The sequence below is a fragment of the uncultured Thermus sp. genome (genome assembly GCF_938010445.1).
GTDB lineage: Bacteria > Deinococcota > Deinococci > Deinococcales > Thermaceae > Thermus > Thermus altitudinis.
Genome location: NZ_CALLUR010000113.1, coordinates 1 through 13,364, shown reverse-complemented (window position 1 = coordinate 13,364; position 13,364 = coordinate 1). Strand labels below are relative to the sequence as shown.

General features: G+C 64.8%; 14 protein-coding genes and 1 pseudogene. All 15 read right to left on the bottom strand.

Features of this window, described 5'->3' with window-relative positions:
* A pseudogene (locus Q0693_RS06555) lies at positions 1-930 on the bottom strand (S8 family serine peptidase); the annotation flags it as partial.
* Positions 931-1,276: 346 nt separating this feature from the next.
* Complete coding sequence (locus Q0693_RS06550) at positions 1,277-1,522, bottom strand: hypothetical protein (RefSeq protein ID WP_038031510.1); 246 nt, start codon at positions 1,520-1,522, stop codon at positions 1,277-1,279.
* Between the two features lie 4 nt (positions 1,523-1,526).
* Positions 1,527-1,919, bottom strand: coding sequence for a Beta-galactosidase C-terminal domain (locus Q0693_RS06545; protein ID WP_126177965.1), 393 nt, complete (start codon positions 1,917-1,919; stop codon positions 1,527-1,529).
* Positions 1,916-2,101, bottom strand: a complete 186-nt coding sequence (locus tag Q0693_RS06540) for a hypothetical protein (RefSeq protein ID WP_126177963.1) — start codon at positions 2,099-2,101, stop codon at positions 1,916-1,918. The genes Q0693_RS06545 and Q0693_RS06540 overlap by 4 nt, the downstream gene beginning before the upstream one ends.
* Positions 2,101-2,862 (bottom strand): hypothetical protein, encoded by a 762-nt coding sequence (locus Q0693_RS06535; protein WP_038031516.1) that lies wholly within the window; start codon positions 2,860-2,862, stop codon positions 2,101-2,103. The genes Q0693_RS06540 and Q0693_RS06535 overlap by 1 nt, the downstream gene beginning before the upstream one ends.
* 47 nt (positions 2,863-2,909) lie before the next feature.
* The gene (locus Q0693_RS06530; RefSeq protein ID WP_298630120.1) at positions 2,910-4,670 is read right to left on the bottom strand and encodes a hypothetical protein; all 1,761 of its coding nucleotides are present in this window, start codon (positions 4,668-4,670) and stop codon (positions 2,910-2,912) included.
* Positions 4,671-4,674: 4 nt separating this feature from the next.
* A complete protein-coding gene (locus Q0693_RS06525) occupies positions 4,675-6,579 on the bottom strand; it encodes a hypothetical protein (RefSeq protein ID WP_038031520.1) in 1,905 nt (634 codons plus the stop codon).
* Positions 6,576-6,713 (bottom strand): hypothetical protein, encoded by a 138-nt coding sequence (locus Q0693_RS06520; protein WP_172959845.1) that lies wholly within the window; start codon positions 6,711-6,713, stop codon positions 6,576-6,578. The genes Q0693_RS06525 and Q0693_RS06520 overlap by 4 nt, the downstream gene beginning before the upstream one ends.
* On the bottom strand, positions 6,710-7,918 hold the full coding sequence (locus Q0693_RS06515) for a hypothetical protein (protein ID WP_298630116.1): 1,209 nt from the start codon (positions 7,916-7,918) through the stop codon (positions 6,710-6,712). Before Q0693_RS06515 ends, Q0693_RS06520 begins: the two co-directional genes overlap by 4 nt.
* A gap of 30 nt (positions 7,919-7,948) precedes the next feature.
* A complete protein-coding gene (locus Q0693_RS06510) occupies positions 7,949-8,440 on the bottom strand; it encodes a PIN domain-containing protein (RefSeq protein ID WP_243032404.1) in 492 nt (163 codons plus the stop codon).
* The gene (locus tag Q0693_RS06505; RefSeq protein WP_038031523.1) at positions 8,437-9,507 is read right to left on the bottom strand and encodes an ImmA/IrrE family metallo-endopeptidase; all 1,071 of its coding nucleotides are present in this window, start codon (positions 9,505-9,507) and stop codon (positions 8,437-8,439) included. The genes Q0693_RS06510 and Q0693_RS06505 overlap by 4 nt, the downstream gene beginning before the upstream one ends.
* Before the next feature lie 554 nt (positions 9,508-10,061).
* Positions 10,062-10,766, bottom strand: a complete 705-nt coding sequence (locus Q0693_RS10830; protein WP_366140532.1) for a M23 family metallopeptidase — start codon at positions 10,764-10,766, stop codon at positions 10,062-10,064.
* Between the two features lie 265 nt (positions 10,767-11,031).
* Positions 11,032-11,964, bottom strand: a complete 933-nt coding sequence (locus tag Q0693_RS06495; RefSeq protein ID WP_243032403.1) for a DCC1-like thiol-disulfide oxidoreductase family protein — start codon at positions 11,962-11,964, stop codon at positions 11,032-11,034.
* A 319-nt stretch (positions 11,965-12,283) separates the two neighbouring features.
* A complete protein-coding gene (locus Q0693_RS10825; RefSeq protein WP_366140530.1) occupies positions 12,284-12,937 on the bottom strand; it encodes a DUF5819 family protein in 654 nt (217 codons plus the stop codon).
* A gap of 57 nt (positions 12,938-12,994) precedes the next feature.
* The gene (locus Q0693_RS06490) at positions 12,995-13,297 is read right to left on the bottom strand and encodes a hypothetical protein (protein WP_126187143.1); all 303 of its coding nucleotides are present in this window, start codon (positions 13,295-13,297) and stop codon (positions 12,995-12,997) included.
* Between the last annotated feature and the right edge of the window lie 67 nt (positions 13,298-13,364).

Sequence of the window (13,364 nt, the reverse complement as noted above, 5' to 3'; positions counted from 1 at the left end):
CGCCGAGACGTGGGGGGCCGCCTGGCTCGTCCCCTTGAGGAGGCGGTGTCCCCCCAGGGTGGGGCCCAGGACCCCGGAAGCCCCGTCCCCCCCGGGGGCGAGGAGGGGGGCGGAGCGGTTGGAGTAGGAGGCGAGCCTCCCCTCAGGGCCCACCGCCCCCACGGTGAGGACCCCCCGGCAGTTCCCGGGGAAGTAGTCCCGGAAGTCCCGCCCGTAGTTCCCCGCCGCCGCCACCACCAGGACGCCCCGGGCCCTCACCTCGTCCAGGGCCTGCTGCAAGGGGGGGCTGCAAGGGCCTTCCCCCGCCAGGGAGAGGTTCACCACCCGCACCGGGTGGGGGTTAGGGGGGAGGCCCGCCACGGGGATCCCCGCCGCTCAGCGCAGGGCCAGGATCAGGTCGCTCTCCCTGCCTGTGCCCTCGGGGGTGAGGAGGCGGATGGGGAGGACCTGGGCCTGGGAGGCCCCCGCCATGCCCACCCCCTGCCAGGGGGCGGCCAGGATCCCGGCCACGTGGCTGCCGTGGAAGTTCTGCAAGGGGCTTCCCGTGGGGGGCTCTTCGGGGTCCGTGTCCCCCTCCAGGAGGTCCAGGCCGGGGAGCAGGGCCCCTTGGAGGTCGGGGTGGCCGCCCAAGACCCCCGTGTCCGGCACCGCCACCGCTACCCCCACCCCCGTGGCCTGGGCCCAAGCCTCGGGAAAGCGGGCGAGGCGGAGGTTCCACTGCCTGGGGAAGAGGGGCTCGGCCACCCCTTGGGCCCGCACGGGCCGGTCGGGGAAGGCGGGGGAGGCCCCCTGGGGGGAGAGCCCCTCCGTCCGGTACCATCCCCCGCCCAAGGGCCGCCCCGAGCACCCCGTGGGGCAGAAGCGGATCTGGCCCAGGGAAGCCCCGGCTCCTTGGGGTAGAAGCCCGGGGGCCTGCCCCACGTAGACCATCCCTTCCAGGAAGGCCTCCAAAGGGGGCCTAGCCTCCACCCGCAGGCGGAATGGGGCCTCCCGCCTGAGCCCCCCGCCCTCCGCCACCACCCGGGCCTCGTGGTCCCCGGGAGGGGCCTCCAGGAGGAGCTCCACCTGGGCCCGCCCTGAGGCCAGGCCCACCCGGAGGGGTGGGGGTGGGGAGGGCAGGCCCTCCACCCGGAGGAGGACCTCCCGCACCCTGCGGGCCTCCAGGGCCACGGGGAGCCTGGCCGCCTCCCCCTCCCGGGCCGCCACCTCCCCCTGGGGAAGGGCGAGCCGGAGGGTGGGGGCCCCCTCCAGGCCGCACCCCGAGAAGAGGAGGAGGCTAAAAAGGAGGCTCCTCAGGCTCCTCCCCACCCCAAGCCTCCCAGGCCAGCTCGGCGAAGCGGTCGGCCAGGGCGTGGTAGGCCTCCTCGAGGGTGGCCCACTCCCCCAGGGCCTCCACCTCCCCGTCCGGTCGCCGCCAGTACCCCCGGATGGGCCCCACCCTGGGCTCCACCAGGTAGAGGAGCCCGATCTCCTCCCCCTCGTACACCACCCGTTTGCGCTCCCCGTGCCATCCCAGGATCATAGGCTCACCTTACCGCTCCCAAAGCCGCCGCCAGGTGGCCCCAGACCACGGCCACCACCTCGGGGCTTTCCACCACCACGTACCCCCCGCCCTTGGGCCCCACAAAAAACCTGCCATCCGCCAGGAGGAACCACCCGGAAAGGGGCGTCCCCCCCAGGCGGTGGACCCTGGCCCCCTGGGCCCAAGGGGGCGGGGCCTCCCGCCCCAGGACCAGGGTGAGGCGCTTCCCCTTCAGGGCCTCCCCCAAGGAGGCGGGGGGCAGACCCACCACCCGCACCTCCTGGGTGCGGTTCACCAGGAACCAGTAAAGCTCCCGCTCAGAAAGCTCCCGCACCTGGGGTATGCCTTGGGCCAGGGCGGAGGAGAGGAGGGCCAGGGCAAGGGCTAAAAGCCTCACGCCGCCTCCCCGAAGCGGGCCAAAGCCTCCTCCCCTTCCGCCTCCAAAGAGACCTCCTCCCCCTCGAGGCGGTACGCCCGCCACCCCAAAAGGGGCAGGCGCACCAGGAAGCGCCGCCCCGAGGGGTCCATGCGCACCTCCGTGGCGTCTTCCAAAAGGCGGTAAAACTCCTTTTGCTTCATCAGCGCACCTCCTCCTCCCGGCGAGAAGCGTCCGCCACATAGCGGGTGGCCAGGTTCACCACCAGGGCCACCTTGCTGCTCACCGGGCCGTCAAAGGTCAGCCAAAGCCAGCGGTCCGGGGTGCTGTACCCCGGGGCAAAGAGGTAGGGCTTCTGCCCAGCCCACACCAGGGGTAAGCCCAGGATCACCCGGGCCAGCTCCGGGCTGTCCCGCTCCCCGCCCACCGCCACCACCCGGAAGAGGTTGGGGTCGTTGAGGGCTTTGAGCTTGTCCCCTAGCCTCCTCGCCGTGCCGCTGTCCGTGACCACGTAAGCCCGGGTGATCCGCATGCCTCCGGGGGGGCAGGTGTAGATGGGCACGCCTCCATAGCTGATGTTCTGGCAGGTGCCACCCCGGGCCGCCAGGATCAGGTAGTCCACCAGGGCCTCCACCCCGGCTCCCGAACCCACAATCATGATGTCCCCCCGGTTGAACCCCTGGAGGACCTCGCCCCAAGAGGCCGGGTAGAGCATGTCGTCCGGGAAGCCGCACATTTTCAAGGTCACGCACAGCACGCACTTGGTGGTCTTGTAAACCCCCCGGAAGACCAGGCTGGGCTGGGAGAAGTCCAAGCGAGTCAGGGCCGAAGGATCACAGGACAACACCGCTCCCACCCGCTGGAGGTTGTTGCTGATCCCGCCCCAGTCCAGCCCCGCAAGCCAGTCAAACTGGGCCAGGGCGGGGCTTAGGGCCACCGCCAAGGTGAGAAAAAACCGCTTCACGCTTCACCTCCCGATGAGGGGCCGGTAGAGGAGGGAGAGGTCCGGCCCTATCCCCCCAGGTCCCCGAGAACCTTGTAGGGGCTCCCCTTGACCCCGGGCACCTCGTACCCCTCGGGCACGCTCACCCAGCGCCAGTGGGTCCGCTCCCCCACGAAGGGCAGGGTGTAGGGAGGCACCCCCAAGGGCTGGGCGGGGCCTTCCAGGGGGAGGGAGGGGTAGGCCAGAACGCAAGGGGGGCAGTATTCCACCCGGACGTCAATGGTGATGGGCACGTGCCAGTAGACGATGAGCCGGGAAAGCTGGCCCCAGGCAAAGCTTGCCCAGTTGCTCAGGTTGACCTGGGAAAGGTCTACGTTGCGCATGTCGGGAATGTTGGTCACCTCCAGCAGGTTCATGGCCTGGAAGAAGGTGGTGTACCCGAAGGCCTCGTGGACGGGAAGGGAGGCCGGGGGGAACCACCGCTTGGCCTCCTCGTACTTCCAAAGGCCCGGGGACTCCTTCGTCCCCTTGATGGGCTCGTTCTGGGGGCTTCCCCCCGTGAGCCCGGTGAGGTCGTTCCCCATCCGCACCGCCCCGTCCACGGTCATGAGGGCGCGAGCAGCGCACCCCGCCAGGTCGTCCATGCTCCCCGTGCACCCCTTGAGGACCGGGATCCCCTGGGTGAGGGTGCGCAAGGGGGCTTCCACCAAGCGGATCACCCCCTGCTTCAGGGTGTCCGCAATCCCCGGGATCCCGTAGAAGGCCTTGGAGTCGAAGAGGGTGCGAACCGAGCGGTAGAAGTGCACATAGAGGTAGACCTTCTCCAGCTCGCTGCCCGTGCGGTCGATGAGCCTCCGGTAGGTGTCCCAAAGGGTCTGCACCTGGTTCCAGAGGACCTGAGGGTCCCGGGGAACGAGCTCCGTGTAGACGGGGGCCACCACCGCACCCCCGTTCAGGAGGTGCCCCTGCCAGGGCACGGGAAGGTACACCCTGGGGGCCCCCAGGCTCCGGTAGTCCGTAAGCCCCAGGGAGCCCAGGAAGGACGCCGGATCGGAGGGCCTGGGCTTTAGGAGGATCTCCGCCACCTCCCGCAGGTACTCGGGGTAGTACCGCTCCATGGCCCTCTTCATGGCCCGCTCCACCCGGGCGTTCGCCTCCCCCTCGTTGAACCAGAGGGGCTTGCTGGGGTAGCCCGGGGTGCGGAAAATCTCCGTCCCCTGGATGAGGACCTTGAAGCCAGGGATATACATGATGGGCAGGAAGCTCATCCCCAGGTCGTCGCAGAAGTCGTCCCGGGGGATCTGGGGCACGGGGAGGTAGCGGTCCAGGCCGTGAAGCCCGGCGGAGGCCATGCCCCCTGGGTCAAAGGGGGTGAGCTTGCCCAGGAAGGCGGTGTCCACCGCCTCCGAGGGGATGTTGAGCCGGAAGGGGGGCAGGGGAGGGTCCAGGTCCGGCCCCTTGAGCCCCACGGCGCAGTAGGCGAACCAGAAGGCGGGGTTGTTGAGCTCGGTGATGACCCGCCAGTAGTAGCGCTCCTCAAACCGCTGCCAGGCCCGCCGCAGGTCCCGGGCCACCTCCCGGGTGGCCTCGAGGCTGGACATGGGCAGGCGGAACTCGTGGGCCTGGGCGGTGGGGTCTTGGGGGTTTTGCTGGTACGCCCGCAGGCGGTCCTTCCGCAGGACCTCCACGTAGGGCCACCGCCCCTTGAGAACCTGTTCCAGGCGGTAGTCGGGGGCAGAGAGGAGGTACTTGGTCCAGTCCGGGTACTGGGGCCCCGAAGAGGCCAGGGCCAGACCCAAAAGAGGAAGGATAAGCGCCCGCTTCTTCATCTCCTCACCTCCCCTTCTCCCGGCACCAGTCGGAAAGGCGCTTGTACCAGGTGCCCGCCTCGGGCCGCTGGGCCACCACCCCTCCGTAGGGGTTGCGGTCGGGGAGGAGGCTGCGGGTGATGTAGGTCACGTAGGGGTCCCCCTCGGCGGCCTCGATCTCCCGGCCCGTGGGCAGAAGGTAGCCCTCCATCCCGGGGATCCGGTAGCGCCTGCCCTCCGCCGTCACGAAGCCCCCGGGCTCCACCGGGCGGTCGTTGTCCGTGGCCCCTCGCCAGGTCGTCTGCCAGCGGGAGAGGTACCAGTAAGCCTGCCAGGAGGTGATGCGGTAAAACCACCCCTGCACCTGGATGGTGTAGGTGTAAAGCCAGCGGCCAAAAATCGCCCCTTGACTTTCCCACCGCCGCTCCACCGTGGCCGTGCCCCGGACCCGGTTGCTCCCGTCCCACACCTCGCAGGTGATGGGGTAGTTGGAGGTGTAGGTCCAAAGGAAGCGACCGCAACGATCCCTTACGAGTCCGTTATCCCACCACAGGGTGAAGTTTTCCCACCCCTGGCCGAAGTTCCCTCCGAACGAGTATTCCCAGGGAGCTGTGGTCTGGTCGGTGTAGCGAAGGGTTTGAGGGTTTTCCCGGTCTATCTCCCATGACCCGGAAGCCATGACGTACGCGTACCCCCGGTTCTGCCCCTGGGCATCGGTGGCCGGTTGCGCCATGGTCCAGCTCGTGGGAGCGGGATTGGGCAAGCTGAGCCGCACCTCCTCGTTCCCGTTGCCCAGGTCAAAGGTGTCCCGCCCGTTCCAGTCCCCCCCATAGGTCCGGTAGCCCACGTACCCCACCCCGCCCAAGGTGGTCTCCTTGAACTCCACCCTCGCCCGCAGGTTGCCCTGGGAGATCTGCCCCCACACCCGGGCCCGGGCTTCGGGAAGCCCCTCTGCGGTGGGAACAAGGGCGGTGCTGAAGCTCACGCTGTCCGTCTCCTGCCACGAGGGGCGGTCCACCAAGTGGGGCCCCGCCATCACCGCCCCCCTCTGCGTGGCCCCCTGGGGCGGCCAGATCACCGCCAGGGCCTCGTTCCGGCCTAGGGCGGCCCGGGGGAGGACGTGGAAGCGGGCGTCGTTCCGGTAGGAGGTGGCGCAATAGGAGGAAGCCGTCCCCTCCGGCACCACGAAGCGCTCCTGCCCCCCGTTTTGCCCCCGGAACTCCCGGGCCAGGGTCAGGGTCCAGGGGGACACCTCGGGCACGAAGAACCAAATCTCGCTCCCCGGAGCCTGCCTGCGGTAGAACTGGCGCAAGGTGGCCAGGGAGTCGATGAGGGTCTTCTGGGCCAGGTCCCGGTCCTGGGGAGAAAGCCCCGCGAGGATCGTCCCCCCAGAAGGGGGCTCGTACCCCTCCATCCCCGGGTAGCGGTAGCGCTCTGGGCTTCCCCCGGGGGGCCTGGCCGTAAGCCACCCGCCCCGCTCCAGGGGCACGGGGTTGTCGGGGGAAGCCTGCCAGGTCCTCGTCCCGGAAAGGGGCCAGACGGCGTAGTCCACCTGGTGGTACTGGGGCCGCCCCTGGGCGTCCAGGAGGGTGTTCACCCCCGCCCTTCCCCGCAGGCGGTTCTGGGCGTCCAGGAGGTCAAAGGCCGCCTGGGTGTAGGTTCCCCCAGGAGTGTAGCCGGAAAGCCGGAAGGTGCCGCAGTCCGGCGCGCACAGGTAGAGCTGGCCGTTCCACCCCAAGGACTGGTAGGTGGTGCCCTGCGTGGGGTTGCCCCCCACCTCCACCAAGAACTCCACCCGCACCCGGTAGCCCTGCCGGGCGTCCCCCTCCAGGGTGCCCCGCACCTCCGAGGGGGGACGGGGGCCGGAGAGGAGCCCCACCTGGGCCAGGGCCAGGCCAAGGAACAGGGGAAGCGCCAAGCCTCGCGTCATCTCCTCCCTCCGTCCGTCAAGAGCAAGCGGGAAAACCCAAATCCCAAAAGGACCAGTCCCACCCCAAACCAGGGGGTCCCCAAGGGCAAAAGCCCTGCCCCCACAAGGATCTCGGGAAAACGCCAGACCATCATGGGTACTGCCTCCCCCGTTGGAACATGGGGTCAATCATGAGGAGGGTTTTCAGGGTGGGGACGATGCCCGTGGGCACCTCCACCAGGGCCAGGCACCGCCTGCCCTCCTGGGTATCCTTGTAGGTCCGGCACCCCTCGAGGACCTGCCGCCTCTCCTCCTCGGGCACCCCGGGGTAGTCCTGGTCCGAGGGGTCGTAGTACCGCCGGGGGATGAGCCGGTCCAGGAGGAGGTAGTCGTGCCGCCACCCCTTCACCATGAGGAAGGTCTTGATCTCCACCTTGGGGCCGATGTCCGCCCCCCGGCTGTTTTGGGCCCCGAAGCAGAAGGTGATGAGCCCCCCGCAGAGCCTTCCTGTGTAGAGGAGGCCCGTGAGGACGCTGGGCACGTCGGTGAGGATCTTGATCTCCCCGGCAGGGTCCGCCCGCCGGCAGATCCCCAGCCAGTTGCAGTCGTAGAAGTAGCCCTGGGCCACCTGGCTCAGGGAAGAACGCACGGGCTCGGGGATCTCCTTGGCGTAGGCGTAGGCCTGCATGGAGGCCGTGGCCCGGCGGTGGTCCTCTAGGAGCCGGTTGGCGAAGGCCTGGACGGCCTGGTCGTAGGAAAGGCCCTGCTCCCAGGACTGGTAGGCGAAGACCTGCTGGCTCTGGGACACCACCCGGCTCTGGACCATCCAGTAGCGGCTATTGGGAAGCTCCTGGCAGTTTCCGGGGGCGTTGTAGCTGGGGAAAACCCGGTAGCTGGTGGTGTAGTCGTACTCTACCCACCCGCTCCCGTCCCAGTAGCGGTCCCGGCACCGGAAGCTCGCCCACTGCTCCCGCCAGTAGACCAGGGCCTCAGCCACGAAGGTGTGCTGCCCGTTGTCCTCGTAGCCAAGGGGCCGGGTGGTGGCCGAAACCTGGGGGCACCCCTGCACCGGGTTCTGAGGAGTGAGGAGGGGGGTGTACCCGCCCGTGGGCACGTCCCGAGTAGCAAGTTGCCCTCCCTGCCAGCGCACCCGCACCCAGGCGGTGGCCTCCGGGTGGGAGGTGGTGGCCTGGAGGCTCAGGCTCCCCGGGCTCGTGAGGGGACTGGGGGAGACGGTTAAGTAGAGGGAAGGCGGGTAAAAGGGAAGCTCCGGGTAGTCGGGAGGGGTGTACCGCACCTGGCAGGTCTGGGCCAGGGCCAGGGCCCAGAGGGGCAATAGTGGCAACATAATGCGGCGCATATAGCCGCATTATAGCAATGCAAGATGCAACTATGGACAACGAAGGTGCATCCGGAGTTCCTGTAGAGGGCCTTTTGGAAGCCTCCTCGCCCCTTGCTCCCACACCCTCAGCCAGCGGCAGGCATCTTCCTGACGGAGATGGGATCCCTGCACCAGGTACTCCACCACGTAGAGAGCTCCGTGCACATCGAGGCCTTCCCCCTCTGCCGCCGTCCGTAAACGCCTATCACCCGTAAGGAGGACGAGGTCTTGGGCTTTCGCCAACACCAGGCAAGAGGCGTCAGCTAGACTCAGGCCTTCGTACCGCCGGTGGGCCTCGAGGATCTGGTCCTCGTGCGCCCCCGTTGCCAAAACCACCACAGGGGAGAGGGCCTCGAGGGTCCCCGCTTCCGCACCCTCCGCCACCTCCTCCCACACCAGGTCGGGGACGTGGATCCGCCCCAAGCGGGGGAGAAGGGAAAGCCCCCCCACTTTCTCCAGGTCGATGAGCAGGGTGGCGTCGGCCAGGAAACCCGCCTTCAAGCGGGAACCTCCTGGAGCCAGGCCGACGCCCTGCGGTCCGCCTCCCGCAAGGGGAGTTCCAGAACCTCCGCTGCCCGGGAAAGGGTGAGCTTCCCCTGGGCCAGGGCGGCAAAGACCAGGCGTTCCAGGCGGGAGGGTGTGGACGGCCGCTCCAGGGGCTCGGGCTCTCCCTGCTCCCCGTACCTCCGGTCCAGGGCTCGCTTCTGAGCAAAAGCCCTATCCTTGGGCAGGATCCCCACCTGGGCCGCCCGCACCAGGACCGTGCGCATGGAGACCCCGTAGCGCCGCTTCAGGTGGCGCAAGACCCCCTCGGGGAGGTAGGAGAGCCCTGCGTAGGGCCTAAGCTCCTCCAGGACCACCTGCCGGGGCAGGAGGACAGCCCCCGCCAGGTAGTCTGCGGCCCGCTCCTTGGCGTCCCGCTCCGGGGCCTTCCGCCCGTACTCCCCGCGGTGGAGGATCAGGTGGGCCAGCTCGTGCAGGGCGGTGAAGTACTGCCGCTCCACGGGCATCCCCCGGTGGAGGAAGACCACCCCGCCCAGGTCCTCCGCGTAGGCGGAAAGGCCCGAGACTCCCTCGGGCAGGTCCAGAAGGAAGACCTTGAGGCCCTTGTCCTCCAGGAGGGCGATGGGGTCCCCCAGGGGACCGTCTCCCGCCCCCAGGTCCCGGCGCACCTCCAGGGCCAGAGCCTCCAGGCGTTCGCGGTCTTCCTTTCCCTTGGGGTCGAGGTGAGGAAAAGGCCGGGCCTCGGGAAGCCAGCCCGAGAGGTCCAGGAGCCGCTCCACCTCCCGGTAGGCCCGGGCCCGGGCAGCCAGAGCCTGCAGCTCGCCTTCCCCCAAGGCCTCCCCGGGCTCGGCCCGGAAGAGGAGGGGGAGGGAAGAGGCCTCTTCCCCAAGGAGGGCTTCCACGGGCACCCCCAGGACCCGGGCCAGGCGCACCGCCTGGAGGAGGCTTGGGGCAGCCTTGCCCGCCTCCCAGGCGTGCACCGCCTGGCGAGAGACCCCGAGGAGACGGGCCAGGTCTTCCTGGGTGAGGTTGCGGGCTTGGCGTAGGGGCTTCAGGGCTACCATAGCTCCATAAGAGGTGGGCAAAAGCTTTTCTTATACTAGCCCAAAGGAGCAAAAAATGTAAAGCTCACTTGACACCTCTCAGGATCTCCTCGCGTGGGATGGCCCACCTCACGGGCTGGCCGGCCTGGGCCTCACCAGGCGGGGGGGTCCACCTTACGGACCCAGCCACGGGACCTGTCGCCCTACGGCAGGGGGATAGCCCACCTCACGGGCCCGGGGGCCCCGCCCGAGAACGGGGAAGTCCGCTACGGGTTCTGCGGAACCCCCATGCGGGCCGCAGAGCAAGGCGCCCGCGGGCGCCGGCCTGCGATGGTGGAAACGAGCCGGCCTACCGGCCGGTGCCCCGAGCAGGGGTTTAGCCCGCCACCCAACCGGGGGCGGGCTCGTTTTTGGTTTCCTCAAAACCTGCACCCCCATACCCCGCATGGACCTTCACCTCTCTTCCCCCCCAACGGGAGGGATAGGCCCCCTGTCCCCCGGGTAGCCTTCCATGGAGTGGGTCCCAGTACGCTGACCCCATCCCTCACCGGCCGAAAGGGCCGGCAGTATAGCCCTTAAGGGTTAGGCGCGCTTTCGCAGTTTGCCACGTGCTCCCCCCGAACGGGAAACCCTTCCTCCACCCGCTGGCAATCCTCTCCCTTAACGCGAGACCATCGGCTGTAGCGTACGGGGAGGGAAGCGGCCAGGAAGAAGTTGGGATGGTCCTGGACCTGAAAGTGCAAATGGGGTTCGCTAGAGTTCCCGGAATTCCCACACTCCCCAACGATCTGCCCCCGCAGCACCCGATCCCCAGGACGTACCTTCACGCTCCCCCGGCGCAGGTGAGCGAGAAGGCTGTACTCGTTATCCGCATGGCGTATCAACACGTAATTACCAAGAATGCTCCAGGCAAAAGGGTCAAGTACCCCTGGCCATGGGCAATCGTGGTGGCGGTTTTGGACGGCCACCACAACCCCATCTGCCGGTGCCAACACCGGAGCCCCGAAGGCATAGTAATCCTCAAGTCGCCACCCGTCGTGGCGATAGGTTTTCCCACTTTCATCGGTGATGAGGAAATCGTAGGCGTAGCGCTGGCCTACGAGATGCCAGGAGTGGGAAGTAGACGCGTCTGGCCCACCGTTGCCGACCCACCACACCCCCTTGAAAGGAAGGGTGTAGCTAACCTGCTGCCTGTACGCTTCTGGGGTGGGTGGGCGGAAGCGGTAGCGGGCTCGGACTGCGAGTTCACCGATAAGCTGGAGGAGGCTCGTTGCAAGCATAGGTGGGGAGATGAGGCTCAACGGCAAGCTTATCAAGCTTATAGCCGCTCTGGTATACCGCCGCTTTAGGACTAGATGTAGCGGCCACATCAGGAACTGTAGCACCCATATCAGGAGGTACAACAACAAGATTGCGTATGCAAGGTATAGGCCGAGTTTTATTGCCCACACTTTTTTAAGTTCGGGGACAAGGAATTCAAGCAGCAAGGAGTACAGCAGCGCCAGGTAGAAACCCTTTTCCAACCACGGTGGCAATCGCATTGTTCTACTTCTTAATAGGGCAGGATTCACCCTGGCAGCTTCCTGCCGTGACCAATATCCGGTGGTCTGCCAGCCAGCGGTACAGCTTCGGCCCAAGTCCAGACAACTGGAGTAGAACAGCTATCGGCAGAACCGGCCAAAGCGGGGGAAGGTGTTTTATCACTGCGACAACTGCGTCAAAACCTCGAAAAATCCTGTATTTATCCCCCAATTGTCTTACTACGTGCATCTCCCGGTCTACAGCTTCTAAATCCAGGTTATAGCGCCTGAAGCTCATGTCCGTTCGGTAGGGGGTCACCAGGAAGAGACCAAGCAGGTCCATACGCTTGATCCAACGACCGGTCCAACTACAGTAGGGGCAGTCGCTATCCACGAAAACGATAAGTTTTGGGATCCAACGCTTTGTAACCTGAGCGAGCAGAGCCCACTCTTTGTCACCTAAGGTAAATAGAAGAAGGGAGATCATTACTGCGGAAAAGGTCACTAAACCCATAAGAATCGCAAAACTTAGGTGAAGTAAAATTCCGAATACTGTCCATGAGATCTTCCATGTAGGAGGAGCCAATAGCATAGCCGGAAAGAACAGCTGATAAAAGATGGTGCTGTAGGTGGTTAACGTCGTAATCCACGGATTTTTGAAGAGTTCACGAACCGAAGCCCATGGGGGACCATAACTATCTAATTGAGTTACGTAATAGGCGGCAGTGCCGTTGATCCATACTTCCCCTTGCAGCTTGGTAGTTGCAGAAACCAGGTATAGGATGATCAGTTGGGCATAAACTGCTATAACTCCGATGTTATGAGAGAAAACTGCGGTACCCGACGCTGTCGCCGAGAGCTGCTCGATGCGGGGATGAAAAAAGAGCATGTACAAAAGCAATAGACGCAAAATGTTATCACCGCCATCACCGGTGTTACCCCTTAACTCAACCAACAAACTACCTATCAGAGCAAGCAGTGTGCTAAGCCGGGGTCGGAAACCCAGTATTAGGCCTAGACCTCCCAATCCCCAAAGGGCAAGAGTTAAATAAACACCCCAAGCACTATAAAAGACCGTGTCAACCCAAACGCCTATGGGACCTAACCAGGTTATAGTTGATCCTATAGCCGGGCCGTCCGGACCATAGAGATATTGCGCGAAGGGCAGCTCGGTAACTGTGCGGTACAATATGACCGCACCCACCCCGATTTGCAAGAGTCGTGCGCCAATTCGATTAAAGGGTTGTGATTCTAAAGTTTTATAAAAACTCCACAAACTACTCATATCCTCTCCATATCCCAAACGCCCGAGACTCTTCTAATTTGACTACCCCAAGGTCTAGCACGGATTCTTTGCGGCCTTCTGTGTGACGTTTTGACCAACGCGGCACTTCTGACAATATGATCCAAAGATGAGCCTTTTCATATTTAATGGATTTGGCTTTAGAGATATCAGCGCAAAATGCTGAAGCGACGCGCCTCAAACCTTCCTCGGCAGCATTCTTGCGTTCCTCATCTGTAAATCTGAATACATTACAGTCAGGATGATCTGGAGTCTGGGTGCACAATTTCGTATAGGGCATCTGACTCCGGTAGAGGGTAATACGACTGTACGCGTAATTGGCAGCGACCCGGTTCACTCGGTCGTAACCGTTTAAGTAACGACGTTCTAAAAAACCCCGGTTTATGTCGAGAGGAGGTGTCGGGTCATAACCATCTGCTAAGCAACTTACCAACACTCGTATATCCATGCTAATGGGGTTAGGTGCAAAGAGGCCCCAATCTTGATAAAAGAAACGCCCAACATACTTTTGTGGTAGGTTGGTGAGTGTCTTGATAGGGTTTGGTGGCGATACGTAAATCAATGTAAGTACGAAATGTACGGCCAACACTCCTAGAGCTAGAGTGTAGATTGCATACCGGAGGCGCATATCCCGCACCGTGAGCCGGGTCGAGCTAAAGTCTTTAGCTCGACCCGGCAAAGTAATTCAGTCAAGTGCCGCCTCGGGTAGCAAAGCTTCGCTCACGTGAGCAGACCCTTGTCCGTTAAGAGCAGCTTGAGCAACTTTAATGGCGACGTAGCCTGCTACCGCTTTAACTGCCGCTTCGGCGGCCCAGCGACCTACCTGTACGGCCGCTGCGACCACTGCCGGCCAAATCTCAGGCTCAATAGCCTGGGCCTGCTCTGTCGGTGTATTGGATGCATAGGCTATAGAAGGGGTTACACCTACCCAGGTTAAACCACCGGCCAACAACACCCCAGAAAGGACTATCGCCCTCAACTTGCGCATACACGACCTCCTTCTGACGCTACGTAGTCAATGCGCCCAAACTGCGCATTGGCTACGGTAGAGCTTA